This is a genomic window from Bacteroidota bacterium, assembly GCA_018698135.1.
Classification (GTDB): domain Bacteria; phylum Bacteroidota; class Bacteroidia; order CAILMK01; family JAAYUY01; genus JABINZ01.
Window position 1 is genome coordinate 1 of record JABINZ010000155.1, and the last position, 24,423, is coordinate 24,423.

At 35.4% G+C, this 24,423-nt stretch carries 21 protein-coding genes; 11 read left to right on the plus strand and 10 right to left on the minus strand.

The genetic code is table 11. The features are described 5' to 3' along the window. Nucleotides 1-492: class I SAM-dependent methyltransferase (locus HOG71_10120; protein ID MBT5991192.1), on the minus strand; the 492-nt coding region annotated here is incomplete at its 3' end. 27 nt (nucleotides 493-519) lie between these two features. Next, nucleotides 520-984 carry a CYTH domain-containing protein gene (locus HOG71_10125; GenBank protein MBT5991193.1) on the minus strand — a complete coding sequence of 155 codons (465 nt, stop codon included), beginning with the start codon at nucleotides 982-984 and terminating at the stop codon, nucleotides 520-522. A gap of 123 nt (nucleotides 985-1,107) precedes the next feature. Here HOG71_10125 and HOG71_10130 point away from each other — a divergent pair, with 123 nt between their 5' ends. Continuing rightward, on the plus strand, nucleotides 1,108-1,542 hold the full coding sequence (locus HOG71_10130) for a hypothetical protein (GenBank protein ID MBT5991194.1): 435 nt from the start codon (nucleotides 1,108-1,110) through the stop codon (nucleotides 1,540-1,542). Nucleotides 1,543-1,619: 77 nt separating this feature from the next. Next, nucleotides 1,620-2,216: a hypothetical protein gene (locus tag HOG71_10135; GenBank protein MBT5991195.1), complete on the plus strand. Its 597-nt coding sequence runs from the start codon at nucleotides 1,620-1,622 to the stop codon at nucleotides 2,214-2,216. On the opposite strand, the gene rfaE2 is transcribed toward HOG71_10135, so the two are convergent. Genes rfaE2 through HOG71_10155 form a run of 4 tightly spaced genes read right to left on the minus strand, consistent with a single transcriptional unit; the run spans nucleotide 2,213 to nucleotide 4,878 of the window. Next, nucleotides 2,213-2,704, minus strand: coding sequence for a D-glycero-beta-D-manno-heptose 1-phosphate adenylyltransferase (gene rfaE2, locus HOG71_10140; GenBank protein ID MBT5991196.1), 492 nt, complete (start codon nucleotides 2,702-2,704; stop codon nucleotides 2,213-2,215). The genes HOG71_10135 and rfaE2 overlap by 4 nt on opposite strands. Further along, entirely contained in the window at nucleotides 2,667-3,704 is a 1,038-nt protein-coding gene (locus HOG71_10145; GenBank protein ID MBT5991197.1) for a flippase-like domain-containing protein, read from the minus strand. The genes rfaE2 and HOG71_10145 overlap by 38 nt, the downstream gene beginning before the upstream one ends. Continuing rightward, nucleotides 3,701-4,051 carry an aspartate 1-decarboxylase gene (locus HOG71_10150; protein MBT5991198.1) on the minus strand — a complete coding sequence of 117 codons (351 nt, stop codon included), beginning with the start codon at nucleotides 4,049-4,051 and terminating at the stop codon, nucleotides 3,701-3,703. The genes HOG71_10145 and HOG71_10150 overlap by 4 nt, the downstream gene beginning before the upstream one ends. Nucleotides 4,052-4,053: 2 nt before the next feature. Next, nucleotides 4,054-4,878: a pantoate--beta-alanine ligase gene (locus tag HOG71_10155; protein ID MBT5991199.1), complete on the minus strand. Its 825-nt coding sequence runs from the start codon at nucleotides 4,876-4,878 to the stop codon at nucleotides 4,054-4,056. A 157-nt stretch (nucleotides 4,879-5,035) separates the two neighbouring features. On the opposite strand from HOG71_10155, the gene HOG71_10160 reads away from it, so the two are divergent. From HOG71_10160 to glmS, 3 genes are read left to right on the plus strand one after another with little or no spacing between them, the layout of a single operon-like run. Then, on the plus strand, nucleotides 5,036-5,833 hold the full coding sequence (locus tag HOG71_10160; GenBank protein ID MBT5991200.1) for a glycogen/starch synthase: 798 nt from the start codon (nucleotides 5,036-5,038) through the stop codon (nucleotides 5,831-5,833). Next, entirely contained in the window at nucleotides 5,805-7,109 is a 1,305-nt protein-coding gene (locus HOG71_10165; GenBank protein MBT5991201.1) for a DUF4270 family protein, read from the plus strand. Before HOG71_10160 ends, HOG71_10165 begins: the two co-directional genes overlap by 29 nt. 20 nt (nucleotides 7,110-7,129) lie before the next feature. Beyond that, nucleotides 7,130-8,965, plus strand: coding sequence for a glutamine--fructose-6-phosphate transaminase (isomerizing) (gene glmS, locus HOG71_10170; GenBank protein MBT5991202.1), 1,836 nt, complete (start codon nucleotides 7,130-7,132; stop codon nucleotides 8,963-8,965). A 3-nt stretch (nucleotides 8,966-8,968) separates the two neighbouring features. Here the strand turns inward: glmS and xth are convergent, their stop codons facing one another. Next, nucleotides 8,969-9,730 (minus strand): exodeoxyribonuclease III, encoded by a 762-nt coding sequence (gene xth, locus HOG71_10175; GenBank protein ID MBT5991203.1) that lies wholly within the window; start codon nucleotides 9,728-9,730, stop codon nucleotides 8,969-8,971. A 1-nt stretch (nucleotide 9,731) separates the two neighbouring features. Further along, complete coding sequence (locus tag HOG71_10180) at nucleotides 9,732-14,072, minus strand: PKD domain-containing protein (GenBank protein ID MBT5991204.1); 4,341 nt, start codon at nucleotides 14,070-14,072, stop codon at nucleotides 9,732-9,734. A 184-nt stretch (nucleotides 14,073-14,256) separates the two neighbouring features. Here HOG71_10180 and HOG71_10185 point away from each other — a divergent pair, with 184 nt between their 5' ends. The 5 genes from HOG71_10185 (at nucleotide 14,257) to HOG71_10205 (ending at nucleotide 21,597) form a co-directional block, all read left to right on the plus strand. Next, entirely contained in the window at nucleotides 14,257-14,877 is a 621-nt protein-coding gene (locus tag HOG71_10185) for a TetR/AcrR family transcriptional regulator (protein MBT5991205.1), read from the plus strand. A 4-nt stretch (nucleotides 14,878-14,881) separates the two neighbouring features. After that, nucleotides 14,882-16,228: a TolC family protein gene (locus HOG71_10190; protein MBT5991206.1), complete on the plus strand. Its 1,347-nt coding sequence runs from the start codon at nucleotides 14,882-14,884 to the stop codon at nucleotides 16,226-16,228. 156 nt (nucleotides 16,229-16,384) lie between these two features. Continuing rightward, on the plus strand, nucleotides 16,385-17,536 hold the full coding sequence (locus HOG71_10195; protein ID MBT5991207.1) for an efflux RND transporter periplasmic adaptor subunit: 1,152 nt from the start codon (nucleotides 16,385-16,387) through the stop codon (nucleotides 17,534-17,536). A 30-nt stretch (nucleotides 17,537-17,566) separates the two neighbouring features. Continuing rightward, nucleotides 17,567-20,905 (plus strand): efflux RND transporter permease subunit, encoded by a 3,339-nt coding sequence (locus HOG71_10200; protein MBT5991208.1) that lies wholly within the window; start codon nucleotides 17,567-17,569, stop codon nucleotides 20,903-20,905. A 5-nt stretch (nucleotides 20,906-20,910) separates the two neighbouring features. Then, on the plus strand, nucleotides 20,911-21,597 hold the full coding sequence (locus tag HOG71_10205) for a rhomboid family intramembrane serine protease (GenBank protein ID MBT5991209.1): 687 nt from the start codon (nucleotides 20,911-20,913) through the stop codon (nucleotides 21,595-21,597). Between the two features lie 35 nt (nucleotides 21,598-21,632). On the opposite strand, the gene HOG71_10210 is transcribed toward HOG71_10205, so the two are convergent. Both HOG71_10210 and purD read right to left on the minus strand, forming a co-directional pair. After that, nucleotides 21,633-22,163: a YcxB family protein gene (locus tag HOG71_10210; GenBank protein MBT5991210.1), complete on the minus strand. Its 531-nt coding sequence runs from the start codon at nucleotides 22,161-22,163 to the stop codon at nucleotides 21,633-21,635. Between the two features lie 139 nt (nucleotides 22,164-22,302). After that, nucleotides 22,303-23,583 carry a phosphoribosylamine--glycine ligase gene (purD, locus tag HOG71_10215; protein ID MBT5991211.1) on the minus strand — a complete coding sequence of 427 codons (1,281 nt, stop codon included), beginning with the start codon at nucleotides 23,581-23,583 and terminating at the stop codon, nucleotides 22,303-22,305. A 100-nt stretch (nucleotides 23,584-23,683) separates the two neighbouring features. On the opposite strand from purD, the gene HOG71_10220 reads away from it, so the two are divergent. Next, nucleotides 23,684-24,423, plus strand: a 740-nt coding sequence (locus HOG71_10220) for a hypothetical protein (protein MBT5991212.1), incomplete at its 3' end; no start/stop codon positions are given.

The following is a 24,423-nucleotide window of genomic DNA, read 5'->3' on the forward strand; positions in this document are numbered from 1 at the left end:
AATAATGAGTCCATTAGGCTTACAAATTCGTGCAAACTCATTAATATAATTGACTGATGCTGGTTTAGGTATGTGCTGAAGAACGATTGTTGTGAAAATGAAGTCAAAACTATTGTCCTCAAAAATGGATAGATCATTTTGTTCATTATGAACAAAACTCAGTTTTTCAGTTGATAAATCATTTAGCTCTTTGGCTTTGGCAATCATAGTTGATGAAACATCAAGTCCAATAACCTGGTCGAAATGTGCAGACAATGCCCGACTTAATCGCCCAACACCACAACCGAAATCAAGACAACTTGCATGCTCGTTTGAGAAATATTTTTTTTGTTGGAGCATCTGGATAATTGAATCGACTTCTGTTTTTCCCATGTCAAAAAACTCATCCTGATTCCATTTTCCATCTTTTTTTGTAGGGTTTGTACAAATAGCCCACAAAGGGTCTTTTTTAGCAAAACCTTCCCAGTTCTTTTTAGTTGACAAAAAACTCATCTTCGAAATTGATTTTAGTCCGCAAAATTACCATTTTGTAAAAGGATGCTTGCTTAGGTTGGAATTATAATATTTTGGATCTCCGCTAACTTCTTTTCCTGCCCATGGGGGGAGTTCGAAAAACTCATCTTCTGCATTTAGTTCAATCTCTGCGAGAATCAATCCATCGTTTTCCTGATCAAATTCGTCAACTTCCCAGCTATGTCCTTTAAAATTTACCCGATAGCGTTTTTTTAAGATGGCTGGTTTATCACACAAATCGTTTATCATAATTCGAGCATCATCAACCGGAATTGAATATTCAAACTCAGTTCTGCTTATACCTTTAGATTTTCCTTTGATGGTTAGGAAGGCTTTTTCTTCAACTATTCTTATACGGACAGTTTTATTAGCTGATTTGCTTAAATAGGCCTGTTGGTAAATTTGGCCTACAAGATCTTTTTTCCAACTATCATTCTTGATTAAAAACTTGCGTTCTATTTCAATAGCCATTAAAAGTAATTTAGAATTTTAATGTGTGAGAAAGATGAAAAACGTTTTCACAAAGACTTATACACAACGAAAAGCCTGTTTGTGGTTTATTCATCTAAAACAAGTTAATCAAAAATAATACTTTTGCTATCAATACAAGCTGTATTATCTGAACATCCTATGAATAAACTGCTAATTGCATTATTAATTTTCCTGACTACAGATTTAACCGCTTTCAGCCAAAGTGATATTTCAAAAATTGATATTTATTGGGGTAAAGTCTCGAAATTCACTGTGAGTGCCGAGCAATTAAAGACTATCAATCAAATTTATGTACTCGATACTATTCTGAAAAGGCAGATTTCGGATATACATAAATTCAGGTTTATTGTTCAACCGATAATGAACGGACCCGTTAGAGTTGCAGAAACAAAGGGAAATATTTTAAGTCAGCAAATGCGGACATTTATAGAAGATCCAAAGCCTGGCGACCGAATCATTGTTTCTGAAATATTTGCTTATGTGACAGGAGAAGGAGTCCGCCAAATTCCAACAGCCATTGTTTTTGTAGTGGAGTAATCAATAAGTTCTTTTCTCGTTTTCTGAAGATTTATTTCTATTTAACTTAGAGGCTTGAAAAATCCTAACTAATAGCTATGGAAGAAACACGTTTTGAATTGGATGGGCATGTTGAAGACCATGAAAATGATGAGGAAATTGAAATAGAAGAAGCGAAAAGAGGTTCGGGTATTTATATTTTATTAGCATTGTTTATTATATTATTTCTGACTTCAGCAAGCTTATTCCTTTATTTTCAATGTTATATTGGTCAGGGAAAATGGGATTTTACTTTTCAGAAACAAACTCATTTAAGTGAAAAATCTGCTCAAAACCAAGAGGCCGAAATAAAGGTTTTGATGACTAAAATGGATAGTCTTGAAAATGCGCTTTCTATAGTATCCAATAAATACCAAGAAGGAACACCTTTGTTTTCTATGAATGATAGTGGTGAAACATTTGAAGTTCAAATAGGCTTTTTCAGATCATTTGATTTTAATCGATACGACTCTTTATTGGTAAATATGAATGTGGAAGAACGTAATGGTGCTTATAAACTGATGATTGGCCGCTTCAACAATTTTGATGATGCCTGTGCATTACGCAGAGATATGATAGATATGGGCATTGATGGAGCTTTTGTGGTAAAAAAACTAAATGGAGTCAGAGAATCATTTGATGAAAAGTGCCCCTAAGTTTTTTTTATTTTTTCTTCGATGGCACTGGTTGAATAACCTTTTAGAAAAGGGATAATAACAACTTTACCACCGTTATTTTTTGTAATATCAGCACCTACTATTGTATCCGAACTATAATCGCCACCTTTTACCTGAATGTCGGGCAAAATTTCTTTGATTAAATTATAAGGCGTTTCTTCATCAAACAAAACCACTGCATCAACAAAGGCAAAAGAAGCCATAATCATCATGCGTGATTGTTCATCTTGCAAGGGTCTGTTTGCTCCTTTAAGCTTTGAAGTAGATTTGTCAGAATTGATTGCGACAATAAAACGGTCACCTAAATCTGCCGCTTTTGATAAATAATCTATATGTCCAAGATGAATAATGTCAAAACAACCGTTTGTGAAGACAGTTTTAAAACCGTCTTCTTTCCATTTCTTTCTTAATAAAGATAAGGAATCCCAACTATGAATCTTGTTTTTGATTGTTTTGCTGTGGCTCATTTTTAACACTTTTTTGAATAGTCGCAAGAATAAAGAAAGCGATTACTCCAATAATAATTAGCATTAGCGTTTGGGAAGAATGAGCAATTAAGGCATAAACTGCTCCATCTTCAGGTTGAATTTCATATATTTCCAAGGCTTTCTGGGCTGCATAATGATACGTTCCAACTCCACCCTGAACGGGCATTATAAATCCTAAACTACCAATGGTCATGACAATTAATCCGGCAAGAGGGCCTAGGTCCGAAGTTGGTTGAAATGCAAAAAATATTAAGTAAGTCATCAGGAAATAGGTCGTCCAAATAAATAAAGTATGAAACACAAATTCCCATTTTCTCTCTAAATGAATAATGGTTTTAATGCCTGCCCCAAATCCACTAACAATATCTCGTATTTTAATATAAAATGGATGTTTTTTAAAATCTCGTTTTGACCTTTTGATCAATATCAATAATGTGATAAAAGCAAGGATAACAACTATTGCTACAACGATTGATGTAATACTAAAGAAGTTGCTGTATTTATCATTTAAATAGTTCAGCGATCTGTACAGATATGTTTTAACCTGATTAAATGCAATCAGAAAACTAACCGAAGTAATTGTAATCAGCATAATAAAATCAAATCCTCTTTCAACGATAACAGTTCCGATTAATTTATTAAGCGGTATTTTATCAGTCCGGTTTAAAGCCACACATCTCGACACTTCGCCCATTCTGGGGAGAGCAAGATTCGCTAAATAACCAAACATGACTGCAAGGAATGCGCGCCAGGTAGAAACTTTTTTTCCAAGTGGTTCTATTAGCAAGGCCCATCTGCGTCCACGGCTAATATGGCCTAATAAAGCAATGAATAAAGCGAGTATTACCCAGAAATAATTTGCATTTTTCAGTCCTTTGACTAAATTATCTTTATCTATGTTTCTATAAACCAACCACAACAATAAAAGTCCAATAGCAAGAACGAGGAGATATTTTAGAACATTAAATAGTTTTTTCAATTGATTGTTGATTTGCCGTTTTCGGGAAGTAGAATTTGAGGTTCAAAATCAGGGGCTTTATCAATTTCAACAAACGCATAGGAAACAATTACTACGATGTCGCCAACACTTCCTTTATGTGCTGCTGGTCCGTTCAGGCCAATAATACCACTTCCTCTTTCACCTTTAATTGTATAGGTTTCAAAGCGTTCTCCATTTCGAATGTTTAACACTTGAACCTTTTCGTTTGGAATCATACCAACTGCATCCATATAATCCTGATCAATGGTAATGCTTCCTATATAATCGAGTTCCGCCTCTGTTACCTTAACTCGGTGTATTTTAGATTTTAATACTTCAATATACATCTTTATGTTTTTACCAGAATGTTGTCGATTAGCCGGATTTTTCCTACACGTATTGCGGTAAGTATGACCAACTCGTCTGTTTTGGTAATATCATTAACAGGTTTTAAATCTTCTGCATTCCTAATTTCAAAATATTCAAATTCAACCAATTTCTCTTGCGACAGTTTTTTTTCTGCCCATTGCTGTATTTCCTGAATGGATTTATTATCCAGCAATTCCTTTGCCTCATTTAAGGTTTGATAGATGGTTGGAGCAAAAGCTCTTTCTTCTGCGGTTAATAACAGATTTCTTGAGCTCATGGCCAAGCCATCATTTTCACGAATTACAGGACAACTGACTAGTTTAATAGGCATTTCAAAATATTCAACCAGTTTTTTAATAGTCATAAACTGTTGAAAATCTTTCTGTCCAAAATACGCAATATCTGGCTGAACGATGTCAAATAACTTTTTTACGATAGTAACAACCCCATCGAAATGCCCAGATCTGAATTTAGCTTCCAACTCAAGATTCAAATAACCCAAATCGGCATCAATCGTTTGTGTTGTGTCCTTACCGTATACTTCCTTGATTTCGGGAGCAAAAATAGCATTGCATTTGGTATTCTCAAGCATATGCATATCTTTTTCTAATAAACGAGGATATTTTTCGAAATCAGATTTTTCATTAAACTGGGTAGGATTAACAAAAATACTACACACAGTTACATTTGATTCCTCACAAGATTTATTTATCAGAGAAATATGACCAGCATGTAAAGCGCCCATGGTGGGCACTAGGCCAACTACTTGCTTATTTTGTTTAACTGATTGGATATATTCAGTCAATAATAATTTATTTTTAAATAGCGGGAGCAATGCTAAATGATTAGAATTGAATGTTAAACAATGCTCAAAGCTAAGCGGATTAATGATAATTACATTAAAATTTCCTAAATTTGTAGCTTATTCATGAATCAACTGAAATAGGAGAAGACGAACAGTTATGACGAATCAAAAAATTTTGATTGTATGCCATGAAATGGCTCCATATACTGATTTAACTGAACAGGCGATATTTCTTCGTGATCTGGCGTTAAATCTTCAAAAAAGAGGTGCTGAAATTAGGGTTTTTATGCCCAAATTTGGACACATAAAAGAGCGCAAACATAGGCTGCATGAGGTAATTAGACTCTCTGGATTAAATATTACAGTAGGAAGGAATAATAATCCATTAATTATAAAAGTAGCATCATTACAAACAGCAAAAATTCAAGTCTATTTTTTGGATAATGAAGATTTCTTCCAGCGTAAAAATTTCTTCCATGACGATGGAGATAAATTTTATGAAGACAATGACGAAAGAGCAATTTTCTATAACAAAGGTGTTCTTGAGTTATTGGTAAAACTTGGTTGGATGCCGGATGTGATTCATTGTCAGGGATGGCTGAGCGGTTTGGTTCCTGCATATGCAAGAACTACATTCAGTAGTGAGCCTTCATTGAAAAAGGTGAAACTGATTTCATCTATTTACCATGATGGTCTTAAAAACAATCTTGGCGCTGATTTTGTTAAGAAATCTCATTTAAAGTTACCCGATGGTGACTTCGGTTATTTAGACGATCCTAAAGTTTCTGACTTGTACAAATGTGGAGCAAACTTCTCAGATATAGTAGTTTTTAGCTCAGATCAGGTAGATAAGGAAACTGATGATTTTGTCAGTACATTAAAAAAGCCGATACTTGACATTCGGAAAAACCAAGGTGATTCATTCTATGACAAATATTTTGAGCTTATTAGCTAAGCATGCGTTCCGCTTATCAAGTATAACTTTAGCTTCACTGCTTATTATTTTTTACTCTTGTAACAAAGATGATGTATACGATTTTGATACAAATCGTGTAGATGATCATTTTGATTTTTTTCAGTCGGATTCGGTTGTGAAAATTCGGACAAGCCGTGAAGATTCTATTCGAAGTGACGAATTTACCAGAGATTTATTAGGGGTATACAAAGATGCTTCTTTTGGTCAGGTTAAAGCATCTGTTTTTGCAGAGCTCCGACTCCCGGTTGCTGATGTAGCCTTTGGTATAAATCCTGTTTTTGATTCCATCGTTCTTTATCTAAAATACTATTCAGCTGATGGATACTTTGGATGGTTAAACGACCCTTTCAAATTCAATGTATACGAACTGAATGAAAGAATCTACAGAGATAGTGCCTATTATTCAACCTCCTCTTTCAACTATTATCCTGATATATTAGGAAGTTGGACTGGCATGGTAAAGCCCTCAGATAATGATGTGATCCGGATTGTTTTGACCAATGATTTGGCCTCTCGAATTATTAATGCTTCAGAATTCCAATTGGCAGATGATGATGATTTTCTGGATATGCTAAATGGTATCGCCATTATTCCGGAGCAAATAAGCAGCACGGGGTCAATCGTTTATTTTGATTTGGAGAATGATTCCTCTAATATGACATTATATTATCGGAATGATAAAGATACAATGACGGCCATATTTCAAATTAATGATGAATGTGCCCGGATCAATAAGTTTGAACAGGATTTAGCAGGTACGCCAATTGAGGAGCAGCTTAATAATCCAACAAAATTATATGATAAAGTATACATCAAACCATTGGCAGGATCCAAAGCAAGGATAGATTTTAGTGATCAATTAAAAAAGCTTGGTAGTGATAATTTATTAGCTATTAATAGGGCTGAATTGATTATTAAACCAGATTTATCCCTGAGCTATTTATCGAAAGCACCTCCTTCTCTGCTTTTATTACAGACTGATAAGGATAATACAAATTTTGCCATAATCGACCGCTATGAAGATTATTTTGATGGCATATACAATCCTCAAACGGAGTCATACAGCATTATTATTACCCGTTTTATTCAAAAGGAATTAGTTAATTATTATAACGATACAAATTACGAAAGTGAGTTTGATCTCAACTTGATTATACCTTCAGATAACCCAATTGTTGCAGATCCTTTGGTAATAAGAGCAAATCAGGATTTATCTTCCGCTATATTGAAACTCTCTTATACCAAGGTGAAGTAGACATAAACGACTTTTAAATTATGTGTGGAATTGTTGCTTATATAGGTGACAAAGAGGCTTGTCCAATTTTGTTGAAAGGACTACAGCGTCTGGAATACCGTGGTTACGATAGTGCTGGAGTTGCTATAATGAATAGCGATTTACATGTGTATAAAATAGCCGGCAAAGTAAAAACATTGGTTGATTTTATCAAAGATAAACCAACACATGGCAGCATAGGAATTGGTCATACACGATGGGCTACACATGGAGAGCCCAATAATGAAAACGCTCATCCACATTTATCCGAAAATAACGACATTGCTCTGATACACAATGGCATCATTGAAAATTATGATGTTTTAAAGGTGGAGCTTCAAAATCGTGGACATCATTTTAGGAGTGACACCGATACAGAAGTATTGGTTCATTTGATTGAAGATATCATGAAAAATGAGAATCTAAGCCTGGATGAATCAGTCAGATATGCATTAAATAGAGTAGAAGGAGCTTATGCTATTGTTGTTTTGTCGAAAACAGATCCTAATATGCTGGTTGCTGCCAGAAAAGGTAGTCCGCTGGTAATTGGAATTGGCGAAGGCGAGTATTTTTTAGCTTCAGATGCAACTCCAATTGTGGAGTATACACGTAACGTAATCTATATGAATGATGATAATATGGCTATCATCAAACGTGATTCGTTTTCGCTTAAAACCATCGAAAATAAAATTCAAACACCCTATATTCAAGAGCTGGAAATGAACCTGGAAACTCTTGAAAAAGGTGGATATGAGCATTTTATGCTTAAAGAAATTCATGAACAACCTAATTCTATTCGCGATACATTCCGAGGTAGGTTGAGCATTGAAAAAGGCGAAATTCGCTTAGGCGGAATCCAGGATTATATCAACAAACTGGATCATGTTAAGCGTGTTGTGATTACGGCTTGTGGAACTTCATGGCATGCTGCATTAATCGGAGAATATCTGATTGAAGAATTGGCGCGTATTCCTGTTGAAGTAGAGTATGGATCAGAGTTCAGGTATCGTAATCCAGTCATATTTGAGGATGATTTATTAATAGCAATTTCACAATCTGGTGAAACAGCCGATACATTAGCCGCTATAGAATTAGCAAAGAAGAAAATTCCTGCGGTATTTGGAATTTGTAATGTAGTGGGTTCTACTATTGCGCGGACAACCAATGCAGGTGTTTATACTCATGCAGGTCCTGAAATTGGTGTAGCTTCCACCAAAGCATTTACATCTCAATTAGTGGTGTTGACTTTACTGGCTCTGCAGTGGGCAAAGCTTAAAGGAACGATTTCCAACACACGTTATCATGAGTATATTCATGAGTTTAATACTATTCCTGATAAAGTGGCAGAAGTTATGAAGACCAATGACAGGGTGAAGGAAATAGCTGCTGTTTTTAAAGATGCTAAGAACTTTCTTTATCTTGGTCGTGGACTGAATTTTCCGGTTGCATTAGAAGGTGCATTGAAGCTTAAAGAGATATCCTACATACATGCTGAAGGTTATCCAGCTGCAGAAATGAAGCATGGTCCAATTGCCTTGATTGACGAAAACATGCCGGTTGTTGTTATTGCAACCAATAAGAATATTTACGATAAAGTGCTGTCCAATATTCAAGAAGTGAAAGCCCGTAAAGGGGTGATTATTGCGGTCGTTAACAAAGGAGATAAAGTAATTAGCGAGGTTGCTGATTATGTGATTGAGATTCCTGAAACTGATGAAATCTTTTCACCTATGATCTCAGTTGTTCCATTACAATTATTGGCCTATCATATTGCTGTGATGCGAGGTTGTCATGTAGATCAGCCCAGGAACTTGGCCAAGTCTGTGACGGTGGAATAAATTCTAATACAATTCCAAATAAACAGGACAATGATCCGACTGATGCACATCATTCCAGATATCAGCTGATTTTATTTGATCTTTTAAAGCACTTGATACCATATTATAATCAATCCGCCAGCCTTTGTTGTTATTACGAGCATTAGCCCGGTACGACCACCAAGAATATTTGGGTTTGCCCGGATTTTGAATTCTGAAACTATCTATAAATCCAAGCTCAATAAAATCCGACATCCACTCCCTTTCTTCAGGTAAAAAGCCTGAACTTTTCGCATTTCGAATGGGGTCATGAATATCGATTGCTTCGTGGCAAATATTGTAATCTCCTGAAACGATCAGTTTAGGTCGTTCCAGTAGTAGTTTTTCTATATAGTTATAAAAAAATTCAAGGAATTCCATTTTAAAAGCCTGTCTTAAATCTCCACTTGAACCTGACGGGAAGTAAGCTGAAATTTGGGAGATATCTCCCCAATCAGCTCGTAGTATTCGTCCTTCAAAATCATATTTTGCTTCACCACATCCGGCAACAACTCTGTCTGGTTTTGTTTTGGATAGCAAGCCCACTCCACTATATCCTTTTTTCTCAGCAGGAAACCAATAACAATGGTAGCCTAAATCTTCAAACAGGCTCACATCAAATTGTTCGGGTTGTGCTTTTAGCTCCTGAAAGCAAACTACATCTGGATTGCTTTCTTTCAAAAAATCAATGAGACCTTTATTAATAGCAGCACGAATGCCATTGATATTATAGGAAACAATTTTCATTTTACTGAATAAATACCTTTTGAACGATTGTTCCTTTTTTATTCAAAAGATGCACAAAATATACTCCAGCTGACGTATTAAGATTCAATTGAATTTGTCCAGAACTAAATCCATCTTCCATTATTTTGTTGTGAATAATATGTCCGCTTGCATCCAAAACGCTAACATGAATCACTTCCGGCCCATGATAATCTAATTGGAAACTTCCATTATTCGGATTTGGATAGATAATGAATTTAGCATCTGCACCTTCAAATATTGAATTGGTGATATTTATGGTTTTTGTTATGGAGTCGGTACCACAGCCATTTTCAATTACCAACTTAACGGTGTAATTTCCTCCATCAACATATTTATAGGAGGGTGCTGCATCTTCAGAAGTGTTTCCGTCTCCAAAGTCCCAATAATAATGAGCTGCATCGGTACTGAGATCTGTGAAATTAACATACAAACCCGAATCGGCATAACTGAAATCTGCAGTTGGGGCATTGTTATCTATTTGAGCTATAACTGCAATAGCAGGGCTCATACAAACATCTACTTCTTTAACTTCCCAGTCGTAGAAGAAATAATAATATATATCTCCAGCTGTACTGCTTACAATGCTTACAAGATCATCTACTGCATAGGGAAATGAAACGCCTGAGTTATTTCTATATAAAGCCGAACTTGAGGTAGCAAGTGTATAACTATTGCCTTTTGCAATGCGGAAATTTAAATTTATTCTATTTTCACCGTTACTAATATTGATGTTGGTATCATAAACAATAGTGCCTATAGAGTCGGTTAGTACAATGTTACGGACAGAATTTCCGGATGCATATACTTTGACTGATGAAAGCAGAATATCTTTTTGACAATTGAAAATCAAACCCTGTGAGCCGTTAAAATAGCCTCCTCCGCCAATTGTATTGCCATAAGGTCCACCATAAACAGCATTTCCGGGTGTTAATGATTTTACGTAATAGGTTTTTGAAGCTGATAAATTTGGTGTGATGAATTGACTTCCTGTAGCAATTGGTGTTTTGTCGTTTTGATTGGCCAACCAAATAATATGGCCATCGCCATCTGCAGTTAGTGTAACTTTTCCTGCTCCACAACGTGAAACTGTTTTGGCATCTGGTGCATCAGGAATTTCAACGTAAATGCTTTTAAAACTAAAACTATCTGATCCGTTTGAATTGCTCACAACCAGACTTACCGTATATAATCCTGTTTCATTGTAAGAATGAACTGGATTTTGATCAGTAGAAGTTTCCCCATCTCCAAAATACCACATCCAACTATTTGGGCTGTTTAATGATTTGTCTTTGAAGTTGACTTCTCCGGTACATGAATAGTTATCGGTAGGATTAAAATAGGCATATGGTGGTTCATTAGCGCTCAAACATTTCCAGGTTAATTCAAAACCAGATCTATTGTCTAAAGCATCTGTGGTGAATCTTAATGTTATAGCTGAATCGGATGAAACAACAATCCCTTGTCCGGGCAAAGCTGATCCCGAATAACTACCTATCAAGGAAGAAGAAATTGTAGGGCCATCAAAAATATCCAGCAAATCAAAGTCTTTTTCCGTTTCAAATGATATGAATTCCAGAATAATTCCATGAGAACCCGGAGGCGATATAGTTGCATAGGTATTCAAATTACTGCTGTAATTATTGTTTTCTCCCGGATCAAATAATCGACCTGTGCAGGTTGTATACAATTCGCCTGTTATATCTGCTGACAAAACGTAAACACATTCGACACTTTCATCAACAGTAATAAAGTCATCTTTGAAAATTGAATCTTGACCAAAATCATTGATGGCAACCAAAATAACGTCATAACTCCCAGTTGTAGGATATTGAATACGTGGTGAATGTTCCGTGGAAGTAGCTGGTGATCCTCCGGGGAAATACCATTTAAAGCTTCCTGAATAGACCGATGTGTTTTCAAAAGTGAGTGCGTATCCTTTGCAAATTGTGGTTTTTGGCGCATCGAATGATGCAACAGGAGGAGTGGTTGGTGAAAAATATAATTCAGACTCCCAAAGTCCACGACCATATGTTGCCACACGAAGCCTGCTTTTTGAATCATCTGACGCATCATAATAAATGTCCAGATCATTGATGATTACATTTGGTAAACCATCGTTATAAGCAATCCAATCTGTGAGTGAGCTGTCCTTATAATAAACTCCAACATCGGTTCCAACATATAGACCTCCATACGAATTGGCTTGATATACAATGCAATTAGCAGGAAGATTGGGCAAGCCGCCTGTAATATTTGTCCATGTATTTCCAAAGTCATCTGAAACAAATACTTTATTGCTTGCATTGTAACCACTAAAAGTTACATAAACAATATTTGGATAAAGAGGATGCACTTCAATCCAGGTAATTGAGTTGCTTGAAGTTGGTAATCCACTAAGCAAATCCCATGTAGTACCACTATTTGTTGTTCTATACAAGGAAGATGATTTGGCTACATAAAGCACATTGGTATCGGATTTTGATATAGCCATAGCTACCACTTTGGAGCTTCCCCAATTGGTTAGTTTAATCCAATCGTTATATCCTCTGTTTTCGTTTTTCCATACATTTCCATATCCGGCATAAAGAATTTTAGGTTCTTTTGGATTAATGATAAAAGGTGTAATCCAACCGCCATCTTCACTAATGTTTCTCTTAATTCCTGAGAAATTATTCCCTCCATTCGTAGACCTTCGGATATCACCATAATACAAAGAGCCATACATATAACTTGGGTTGGAATAATCAATCAGGCATTCCATGCCATCACCACCCAAAACATTTTCCCAATTAGGATCGTATAATTTAGAACCATTATCTTGGAGACCGACCATGACTAAATCTTTATCTGTAGCAGAAATACCCAAACGATAAATTTGTGAAATCACTAAGCTTTGGCTGATATCCGTATAATTATTTCCATTATCAAGACTTCTAAAAATGCCACCATCACTTCCAATATAAAGTGCGTAGGGGTTTAAAGGATGAAAGCGCATGTCATGAATATCTGCATGTACCCAAGGCGCTCCACCTCCACCGTACCAGTGTGCATTTAATGACCAGTTTGCTCCTTCATTTGTTGTTTTCCAGATATTAACTCCGCCAACATAAACTTCAGCCTTATTGACAGGAGAAACAACTATGCTCAGGTCGTACCAACCTTGTCCACGAAGGTCATTTCCATTTGTTGACCAACCCAATACATTAGGGCTAGTCGACATTTCAACAAAGGAATCAGCCCCATTTGTGGACCGATAAAAACCTAAAAAACCATGTCGGTTACTATAATTTGAAGAAGGTGATTCAGAAGCTAAAATGTAAACATAATTTGTATCATCAGGTGTTACCCCAATGGCTAGTCTGTTGGCTTTGCCAGTGAATCCTCCAGTGATTTCTGAAAAATTATCTCCACCATCTGTTGACCGATAGAATTTTCCGCCTGTTGAACTTGAACCTGTGTAAGCTGCTGCATAAATAACATCCGGATTTCCGGGCTTAAACACAATATCCTTAAAACCACCATTCCGTTCTAAATCCCATTGTATGCCACCATCTGTTGTTTTATATATACCAGCATTTGTTGCAACAAATAAAATATCGGGATTAGTGGGGTGCATAATTAATTTGCGGATGCTTCTGCCATAAACAATATTCCAATCAAGTCCAGTGGTATTCCATGTGCTACCACCATCTGTTGATTTTAACACGCCTAGACTATAAGTGTCATAGGCATCTCCATCACTGGATGCCAGATACATTGTATCTGGGTTTGTGGGATGAATGACCAAATCACTGATTCCAATAGCAGGTAAATTGTCTGTATTTGTATGCCAGCTAGCTCCGCCATCAGTGCTTTTCCATAAGCCACCTGAAGGTGCTCCAACCCAAATAATATTCGTGTCAGTAGGGTGAAAAACTACACAATTTATTCGTCCAATTCCTGTTCCTGATGAAATCGCTGGCCCCATGGATGTCCAGTTGCCATTGCTTCTGTTATGGTCAGGACGTATGGGAAGTGCAGGATTTAGTGCATTATATGTGGCCATTGGATCAGGAAGTATTCCGCTAGGATAAACACGTGGTTCCATAAACCACTCCCAGCGTTTATATTGCTTCCAGCCTTTCATGTCATTTTTATTTTCCTGACTATTCCAATTGTCATTGAATGCTTTTTGGATTTCGTAAAAATTTTTATCGCCAGGAATCAGTGGATTGTTATCACTTTGTGATATTGCCAATTGTGGGATAAGTAATATGAAGGTGAGTATTAATAGTACAGCCCTTAGGACTATATTGGGATATATACCCTTTATAATTTTCATGTGATTAACTTTAATAGCATTAAACGCCTTTCGTAGGACAAAGGTACGGATTTAGAGAAACGTAGAGATTTAATATGATTCTAATTTGCATGAAAAGATACTTTGGAAACGATTTGGTATCAAATTTGTTTCCCAAGGTTTCGCTTCTTAATTTTGCTTTTGAAATTTGAAGATGATCTAAGTGATGGATAAAAGATTTGAAAAAATACTAACAGAAACCAAGCGTATATTTATGACATATGGAATACGATCTGTATCCATGGATGATATATGCCGTGAATTAGGTATTTCAAAAAAAACCTTATATCTATTTGTGAGCAATAAAGCAGAGCTGGTAAAGCTTACTTTGTTGCATGAACATCGTCAAGGAGCCATTGCTTTCAAGAAAATAATGAAAGAAAATAAGAATGCCATCGATCAGCTTATGATGGTAAGTTTATTTATAAGCAAGAAGCTTTCTGAAATCAACCCTACATTCAGTCATGATTTAAAAAAATACTTTCCTTCATCAAGTCGGGAAGATTCAGAAAAACGTAATCAGAGTATTGCATTAAAAGTGAAAGAGAATATTGAATTGGGAATAAAACAAAATTTGTATCGTAAAGATCTGAATAGTGAATTGGTATCTCAATTATATGTTCAGAAGATCGAAACAATTATGAGCCCTGAAAATTTTCTTGCTTCAAATTATTCTTTCACAGAAATATTTAAAGTCATGTTTGAGAACCATATTCGTGGAATTGCTAATGAAGAAGGTATCAAGCATTTTGAAGAAAAAATAAAAACATTCAACATTAAATTATAGATTAATGATTAGTAAGAATTTAATTAAACTATTTAGCTTATTCCTAATCTTTTCAGCTTCTCAGTTACATGGACAAACAAGTCTGAGCCTGATTGAAGCACAAGAGTATGCATTAAAGAATAGTGCACAGGTAAAAAATGCTTTGCTGGATATTGAAAAGGCAAAAAAGAAAATCTGGGAAACTGCAGCAATGGGATTACCACAAATTAATGGTGCGGTCGAATATACGTATATGCCCACTATTCCAGAGATGCAATTTTCAGCTGTTACCCATGGCGAGTTACAACCAGATGGAAAAACAGTGCTTCTTAATTCAATAGATGTACCCATAAAATTAGGAGTTCCCCATTCAGTAACTTTTTCAGCAACTGCTAGTCAATTGGTTTTTTCGGGATCGTATATAGTAGGTTTACAAACTTCAAAAATGTTTAAAAAACTATCTGAGCAAAGTTTGCAGATGTCGGAAAATGACGTGAAAGAAGATGTAGCCAATACTTATTACATGGTTTTAGCAGCTGATGAAAACAATAAGTTGTTGAAATCAACTTCTGAAAATATGAAGAAAACCCTTATGGAGTTTGAGGCAATGTTCAAAGAAGGTTTGATTGAAAGCACTGATGTAGATCAACTAAAATATACCGTAACAAATATTGACAACACATCAAAAATGTTGGAAAGACAAGTTGCAATAGCCTATCGTTTGCTAAAATTTCAAATGGGTATGGATTTGAGTCAGGAAATTATACTATCAGATCAGCTGGATGATGTAATTGCTGGTATTACAATGGAAAGTATTATAAACAAGAATCTGGATATCAATTCAAATATTACCTATCAGCTACTTAATACGCAGGAATCTTTGCAAGAAGCTCTGGTAAGACTTGAGAAATCAGCTTATTTGCCAACACTTGCTGCTTTCTATCAACATCAGGAAAAGCCATTTAAAGCAGATTTTGATTTTTCATTTCCGGATATTGCAGGAGCAAGTTTGAGTATTCCCATTTTTAGTTCAGGAATGCGTAATGCAAAAGTGGCTCAGGCAAATATTGAGCTCGAGAAAAGCAGAAATACTAAAAAGATGGCTGTTCAAGGCTTAATGCTTGAAGCGCAGCAGTCACATATTATGCTACAGTCTTCTTTCGAGAAGTTTATTAATGAAAAATCCAATCAGGAATTAGCCAAGTCAATCTATAATAAAACCCTGATAAAGTACAAAGAAGGAATGTCGTCAAGCATGGATTTGACGGTGGCAAACAGTCAATATCTGTCGGCTCAAAGCAATTATTTCAATGCTTTATTGGAAGTATTGCAGGCAAAGAATAAATTAGATAATATTTTGAATAATAAATAGTGATTAAGTAGTCTGCCACAGATTTACAGATTAAACATGAAATATTCAGAACAAGATTATCCTTGACAAAAAGAATTAAACTATAAATTGTCATAGAAATTCAAATCTGTTAATCTGTGGCAATTATTAATACATAAAGAAAATAAATTACAAAAAATGAAAACTAATAATCTTAAAAATACAAGAAAAATGAAATCATTTGCTACAATTGCAATAGCAGCACTGGTATTGATGGCATCCTGTTCACAACCAGATAAAACAGCACAACTTGAAAAGTTAAAAAAGGAGCAAGCTGATATTACATTAAAAATAAAAACACTTGAAGAAGAAATTTCAAGTGAAGGAAAAGTGGTTGAACATACCAATTTGGTTCCAGTTAAAGTCGCAAACTTAGCCAAACAGGTGTTCAAACATAGTTTTGAAACACAAGGTAATGTGGAGTCAGAAAACAATATTTTAGTTCCTGCCCAGAGCCAAACTTTGGTTACGGCAATTTATGTTAAGGAAGGCGATCGCGTTTCAAAAGGACAACTTCTTGCAAAGTCGGATGGCTCCATATTGGAGAAATCAATTGCAGCATTAAAGGTAAATGTTGACTTAACTAATACAATTTATGAAAAGCAAAAAAGGCTTTATGATCAGGAAATTGGCAGTGAGATTCAATATCTTTCAGCAAAATCATCAAAAGAGGGTCTTGAAAAACAAATGGCTGCCTTGCAAGAGCAGTTGAAACTGACCAGGATTATTTCTCCAATCAATGGAACCGTTGATGAAGTAAACTTGAAAGTTGGTGAATCAGCTATGTTCGGAGGAATTCGTGTTGTACAATTGAGTGCATTGAAAGTAAAAGCCGCTATTTCTGAAAAATACATTGCCAGTGTTCATAAGGGCGATGAGGTGAAAATTAACTTTCCAGATCTCGATACAATTATTTATAAGAAAATTGAGTCTGTATCACAAGTAATCAATCCAGATAATAGAACCATTAACATTGAATTCAGTTTACCAAGCGGAATTAAAGATCTGAAACCGAATATGATTAGTGTGTTAAGCATTACTGATTATGTAAATGAAAACGCATCAGTTGTTCCTCAAAAAATTATTCAACGAAAAGGAGATGAGGAGTTTTTATTTGTTGCAGAAAAAGATGGAGACAATTGGAAAGCAGTCAGGAGAATCATCACTATAGGACAAACTCAAAATGGAAAAGCTGAAGTTTTAAGCGGACTGAAAACCAATGATAAATTGATCATTTATGGTTATCAAAATTTGTCAGATGGTCAGTTAGTGAGAGTTCAGAAAAACTAATGATTTCAAAATAAAACAAAAATTTGTAAGATGAAGCAAAGAAAATTTCCATTAACCAATTTTGCAGTCAACAACAGGACGACTATTTATTTCTTTACTGTTGTGCTCATAATTTTTGGAGTCATTTCGTATAATAATACACCCAAGGAAAGTTTTCCGGAAGTCGTATTTCCTTATTATTCTATCGTTTCAATTTATCCGGGAACTTCTCCTTCAGATATTGAAAATCTGGTAACAAGACCCATCGAAAAGCAAGTTAAAAGTGTTGACGGTGTAAAGTCTATTGAAAGTAAATCCTTACAGGATTTTTCACTGGTATTTGTTGAATTTGAAACAAATGTTAATCCGGATGATGCCTATCGGGATATTAATGAAGCCGTTGATAAATCAAAAAGTGATTTACCCACTGGTCTGATTAGTGATCCGGAAGTAAGCGCCATTAATGTATCTGAATTCCCCATACTGTATATCAATTTATCAGGCGATTTAAGCTTAAATAAACTGAAAGATTATGCCGATATACTTCAGGATGATATTGAAGGATTGGAAGAAATTACTCGTGTAGACATTGTTGGAGCACTCGAAAGAGAGTTTCAAATAAATCTTGACCTGTATAAAATGCAAGCAGCAGGTTTGTCTTTCGATCGAATTTCTCAAGCCGTGGCCTTTGAAAACATGAGTATTTCAAGTGGGCAATTACACTCAGGAGGAACTCAGCAAACACTTCGAATAATTGGTGAATTTACGAGTATTGAAGACCTTCAGAACATCATGTTGATGGATGGTATTTATCTGAAAGATATTGCTGATGTCAAAGATGGTTATGCCGATGCAGAAAGTTATTCAAGGATTAATGGCGAGAATGTTATTACGCTTAATGTTGTCAAGAAAACTGGCAAAAACCTGATTGAGGCTGTTGATAAAATAGAGATTATTCTCAAGGATTTTCAAGCGGATGCCTCCCCAAATCTAAGCGTAATTACTTCAGGTGATCAAAGTACAATGACAGAAAATAATGTGAGCAATTTATTCAACACCATTATTCTTGGATTTTTAATTGTTGTGTTGGTGCTTATGTTTTTCATGGGAATTGATAATGCTTTGTTTGTAGCAGTCGCAATTCCACTATCCATGCTGATCGCATTTATATTTGTTAATGCAGTTGGTTTTACTATGAATATGGTGGTATTGATGGCCTTTATTTTGGTGCTTGGAATTGTAGTTGATAACTCCATTGTTGTTGTGGAAAATATCTATCGTCACTACATGACTACTCCCAATTTAGCGATAGCTCCAGCAGCAAAAATGGCAACTGCAGAAGTTGCAGGACCTGTATTAGCTGGAACATTAACAACCATTGCACCTTTCTTCCCATTAATGTTTTGGCCAGGTGTGGTTGGTGAATTCATGGTTTATATACCTGTAACCATTATTATGGCTCTTACAGCATCTATGATAGTTGCATATTTTATGAATCCTGTATTTGCGGTTTCATTCATGAAATATAGAAAGGAAGGGCAAATAGTTATCAATCATAAGAAGAACATTATTGCAGCTATAGTTGTAGTGATGGTTGTTATCTTCTCCTATATAGTAAAACTCAACTTTATAGGTAATCTGTTGGCCTTTATATTCTTAATGTATTTATCAGTTCGTTATGTATTGATGGCTATGATCAGAAGATTCCAGAAGGATTTTATTCCTTTTATGATGAAATCTTATCGGGCGACTTTAGCATTTCTGATTAAAGGGAAAAGAGCATATTATGTTATTGGTTCAACAATATTCCTGTTATTCTTCACCTTTTTCTTCATGTCTGTCAGATCTCCAAAAGTGGTGTTCTTTCCCGAAGGAGATCCAGATGTTATTATGACCTATTTGGTACTGCCATCAGGAACAGATTTGGACGTCACTGACTCCTTTACACGTGTTGTCGAAGGAAGAGTATATGAAGTTTTAGGGAAAGATAATCCAGATATTGAATCGGTTATTACCAATGTGGCTGTAAATGCTGGAGAAAGTGTTTTTGAACGAAGCACACAATCTAAATTAGCCAAACTGACCATTACATTTAAAGAATATAAATACCGTATTGGAAAATCATCAACATCTTATATTGAAGAATTAAGAGATAATTTGAAGGATATTGCCGGAGTTGATATTACAGTAGCCAAGCAAGCAATGGGTCCTCCAACTGGCAAACCAATAAATCTTGAAGTAAGTGGTGAGAAGTATGAAGAAATCGTACCAATTGTTGATCGATTAATTCATCATATTGACTCTTTGAATATATCTGGTATCGAAAAGCTTAAGACTGATTTAGACGCCAACAATCCGGAGATTATAATTAATGTAGATCGTACAAAAGCAAATAAATTAGGTTTAAATACTGCCTATATTGGGATGGTATTGCGAAATGCACTATTTGGTCAAGATGTTTCTACATACAGAGAAGGTGAGGATGAATATACTATTAGTATGCGCCTTAAAGAAAAGTATAGAGACGACCTTGACGCTTTAATGAGTATGACAATTATGGTGCCTGGGGGGCAAAATGGTGCCATGCGTGAAATACCTATATCAGCAGTTGCATCTGTCGAAAGAAGTACATCTTTTGGAGGCATTGTGCGCAAAGATCATAAACGTGTTGTAACTGTATATTCAAATGTTCTTGAAGGATACAATGCCAATGAAATTGTACAACGTATTGATGCCTCTTTAGTTGATTTTGATTTACCCAAAGGTTATACGACTACTTTTACAGGAGAGCAGCAAGACCAGAACGAGAATGCAGGATTTTTGATGGGCGCATTTTTGATAGCCATTGTTTTGATTTTTGTCATTCTTGTTATCCAGTTTAATTCTATCTCAAAACCAATTATCATTCTAACTCAAATTATATTTAGTTTGATTGGTGTTCTTCTTGGGCTGTCAGTATTTGGATTAGATATCTCAATAATTATGTCGGGATTGGGAATAATAGCGGTTGCTGGTATTGTTGTTAAGAATGGAATTATACTAATTGATTATGCTGAGATTCAAATAGCAAAAGGCGGAGATAGGCGTGAGGCTGTTATTGAAGCCAGTGCAACTCGTTTAACACCTGTCATTTTGACCGCTGCTTCCACTATTTTAGGTTTGCTTCCTTTGGCCATTGGTGTTAACATCGATTTTACCTCATTCTTTACTACACTTGATCCAGACATCTATTTTGGTGGGCCAACTGCGGCTTTTTGGAAACCATTGGCATGGTCCATTATTTTTGGATTATCTTTTGCAACTTTCTTAACGCTTGTTGTAGTGCCATCCATGTTAGCGTTGGCAAAAAAGAAAAAAGAGGAGATTGAACCAATACAAGTAGAAAGTTAGAATCATTGATAGATCAAGATAAAAGAAAGTTAAGAGATGGGTTTTTATTATCCATCTCTTTTCTTTTAATATTATGGATCATTAAACTGATAGAAATTACATTCAATATCAGTTTTTCAAGTCAGGGTCTCGTACCAAGAGACCTCTCGTCTTGGCCTGGACTGTTTTTTACACCTCTCTTGCATGCCGACCTGCTTCATTTGTTCAACAATTCCGTTCCCTTGTTTGTGGCTATAATTGGGATCATGTATTTTTACCGAAAATCAGCTCTTTTTATCATGGCTTCAAGTTGGCTGGTTACAAATGTTTTGGTTTGGATTTTCGCTAAAGGTGGATATCATATTGGAGCCAGTGGGTTGGTTTATGCTTATATCTCCTTTTTGTTTTTTGGTGGAGCATTTTCAAACAATCGCAATTTATTAGGCCTGTCTCTGGTGTTGATATTTGCTTATGGAACCATGATCTGGGGCATATTTCCAGTTGAGAATAATGTTTCCTGGGAATCTCATTTAATAGGTGGTGTTGTTGGAATGGCCTATGCTTTAATCTATCGGAAGAAAAGTATTCCTCCTAAGAAATTTGATTGGGAAGATGAAGATGATATTGAGGATATGACTGATGAGGACATCAATAAACTGATTGAAGAAAAGAGGGCGATCCGGTATCAATTTATTCCAAAAGAAAAGTCGTAGGCCGACTTTAAGTCGCACTATGACTAATACCCTATTCACCATTTCCAGTTTAACTCTTTGTTAATGCTTAGTTTCATCTTTTCAAATTGCTTCATTAAAATCTTAGGTTCAGTAATCTTTGATTTTGGAATAATTAAGGACATTCCGCTTGAAATTTTAATGAAATAGTGATACATGGTTTCATTCACTATTTCAACTTCTGAAATGTTTATTTTGCTCTCTCCAGTTTTGTCCTTTGTATGAATTCCTGCATCAGTAAACTCAAGGGTCGTTTCAATTCCAAATCGATTTGAATAGTGCTCTTTGATGTTTTTTAAATAATGCTTTTTGTATCTCCATTTGAAATATTTTGGAAAGAAAAAGCCGACCAAAAAACTACAAAATAGAAAGTAGTATGTAAGAAATTGGCTATTATCCAGATGGAAATAAAAAGTAAAAAAAATTGATCCAAGAGTTAATAATATCCATGATCTTATTTTCTTTCGTTTTATTCGTACCGACTTTGAAGCTGTATAAAGTTGAAAAAGTAAAAAATCATTCTTTTCCAGGTAGTAGTCAATTTTCATCTGTTTATAATTTGATTTTTAATGGTCAGATGGAACTCGCATTATAATCATTCCCATGTGCCTGCACACCGAAGTGTTTCGGCACACAGGTGTGTGAGAAGTTTTTTACTCATGCTTGTTTCATCTCAGCAGTTTCAAATTAAAAATTTATCAAATCCTTTCCTAAATCTTTTCTGAAATACATTTTATCAAAACTGATTTTATCCACTTTTGCATAGGATTGATCAAGAGCTTCCTGCAGATTTGCTGCTAAGGAGTTAATGGCTAAAACACGCCCTCCATTGGTCATAATTTTGTCATTTTCTTGCTTGGCTCCAGCGTAAAAAATAGAATTTGCTTCAAGCTTTTCAAGTCCTTTTATTTCCTTGTTCTTTTCATAGCTATTAGGATATCCTCCTGAAACAAGCATTACAGTAGCAGAATATGCCGATTTGATTTTAATTTTTTGGTCTGTTAATTCTCCTTTTGCTGCGGCAATTAAATAGGGAACAAAGTCTTCATCAATGCGGGGCAATATGGCTTCAGTTTCTGGATCACCCAAGCGAACATTGTATTCAATTACATAAGGATCTCCTTTCACATTCATCAGTCCAATAAAAACAAATCCCCTGTATTCAATTCCTTCTTTCTGAAATCCTTTAATGGTAGGTTCAATAATTCTGTCAATAACTTTTTGCATGAATTTTTGATCCGCAAAAGGAACTGGAGAAATGGATCCCATTCCACCTGTATTTGGTCCTGTATTGCCTTCTCCAATTTGTTTGTAATCTTTTGCTTCTGGTAGTGAAACATAGTTTTTTCCATCCGTTAATACAAAAACGGAAAGCTCAATGCCATCCAGAAATTCTTCAATAACTACCTTGGAACCTGCTTCTCCAAATTTATTATTTAAAAAAAGATCGTCAATAGCCTGTTCTGCATCTTTTCTTTCAAAAGCTACCGTAACTCCTTTTCCTGCTGCCAAACCATCTGCTTTAATAACAATGGGAATGGATTGATTGCCCAGATATGCTTTTGTTTCCTCGTATTGATCAGCTGTAAATGAGGCATAAGCAGCTGTTGGAATTGCATTTCTATCCATGAACTTTTTAGCATATTCCTTACTGCCCTCGAGTTGAGCACCTTGTGCTGATGGAGCAATAATTAAGACGTCCTTAAGATTAGGAGTCGATTTGAAATAATCATAGATTCCCTCCACAATTGGATCTTCAGGACCAACAATGACCAAGTCAATATGGTGTGTTAATACCGCGTTTTCAATAGCTTTAAAGTCGTTTACTTTGATGTTGAGGTTAACACCTTCAAGTTGAGTTCCTGCATTGCCGGGTGCAATAAAAAGTTTATCACATAATTCACTTTTGGCAATAAGCCAGCTCATGGCATGTTCCCTTCCTCCACTTCCTAATACAAGTATATTCATTTGATTTTTGAAATTAAGCTATTAAAAGATTAATTGTAGCTGCTTAGGCAAATCAAATTTAAAATAAATAGCTAAATTAGCTTGGTTCAATTGAAATCAAATGGAGGAAAAAGCTATAATTAGCAGTTCATTGTATCAGGATCCACTTCGGATTTATTTTGTCATGATCGAAGATTTGGAAAAAGCAAAGGAATCCATTTATTTGGAAACCTATCGATTTGAAAACGATCCGATTGGTATAAAGTTCAGAAATATCTTAACCAAAAAGGCCAGGGAAGGGGTAAAGGTAGTGTTGCTTTTGGATGCTTGGGGAACTTCGGTTTCATCCAAATTTTTCAAGGACCTGATTGATGCAGGCGGACAAGTGAAATTTTTCAAGAAACTTCGATTGACCATTAATTTGCTATCAGCAAACCACGAAAGAGATCATCGGAAGTTGTTGCTAATTGATAGGAATATCAGCTATCTCAGCTCAATTAATATTTCAAATTACAATTTGAATTGGCGCGAATGTTCCTTGCGATTGACAGGAAGTATTACGGATGCTTTTATAAATATTTTCAAGCAAAATTATCAGTTAAAAAACACCTACAAGTTTGATAAAAAACGGCATACACGACTTGTAAAACACAATGGTTTTGAAATTGTTAGGGATGTGCCTTCTGTTCGTATTCAGCGCATACGAAAAAAGATTTTAAACCATATTGTAAAGGCCAAAACGCAAATCATCATTGAATCTCCTTATTTTCTTCCAACATGGCTGATGATGGACAGACTAATTTCTGCGGCTAAAAGAGGAGTTGATGTAAAGATTATTATGCCTCAACGATCGGATGTAAC

Excerpts from the sequence above, each read along its gene's own strand:
- HOG71_10210 (MBT5991210.1), bottom strand. The coding sequence starts at position 22,163 with ATGAAAATTGACTACTACCTGGAAAAGAATGATTTTTTACTTTTTCAA.
- HOG71_10125 (MBT5991193.1), bottom strand. The coding sequence starts at position 984 with ATGGCTATTGAAATAGAACGCAAGTTTTTAATCAAGAATGATAGTTGG.
- HOG71_10135 (MBT5991195.1), top strand. The coding sequence starts at position 1,620 with ATGGAAGAAACACGTTTTGAATTGGATGGGCATGTTGAAGACCATGAA.
- xth (MBT5991203.1), bottom strand. The coding sequence starts at position 9,730 with ATGAAAATTGTTTCCTATAATATCAATGGCATTCGTGCTGCTATTAAT.
- HOG71_10165 (MBT5991201.1), top strand. The coding sequence starts at position 5,805 with ATGACAAATATTTTGAGCTTATTAGCTAAGCATGCGTTCCGCTTATCA.
- purD (MBT5991211.1), bottom strand. The coding sequence starts at position 23,583 with ATGAATATACTTGTATTAGGAAGTGGAGGAAGGGAACATGCCATGAGC.
- glmS (MBT5991202.1), top strand. The coding sequence starts at position 7,130 with ATGTGTGGAATTGTTGCTTATATAGGTGACAAAGAGGCTTGTCCAATT.
- rfaE2 (MBT5991196.1), bottom strand. The coding sequence starts at position 2,704 with ATGAGCCACAGCAAAACAATCAAAAACAAGATTCATAGTTGGGATTCC.
- HOG71_10160 (MBT5991200.1), top strand. The coding sequence starts at position 5,036 with ATGACGAATCAAAAAATTTTGATTGTATGCCATGAAATGGCTCCATAT.
- HOG71_10150 (MBT5991198.1), bottom strand. The coding sequence starts at position 4,051 with ATGTATATTGAAGTATTAAAATCTAAAATACACCGAGTTAAGGTAACA.
- HOG71_10185 (MBT5991205.1), top strand. The coding sequence starts at position 14,257 with ATGGATAAAAGATTTGAAAAAATACTAACAGAAACCAAGCGTATATTT.
- HOG71_10180 (MBT5991204.1), bottom strand. The coding sequence starts at position 14,072 with ATGAAAATTATAAAGGGTATATATCCCAATATAGTCCTAAGGGCTGTA.
- HOG71_10195 (MBT5991207.1), top strand. The coding sequence starts at position 16,385 with ATGAAAACTAATAATCTTAAAAATACAAGAAAAATGAAATCATTTGCT.
- HOG71_10200 (MBT5991208.1), top strand. The coding sequence starts at position 17,567 with ATGAAGCAAAGAAAATTTCCATTAACCAATTTTGCAGTCAACAACAGG.
- HOG71_10190 (MBT5991206.1), top strand. The coding sequence starts at position 14,882 with ATGATTAGTAAGAATTTAATTAAACTATTTAGCTTATTCCTAATCTTT.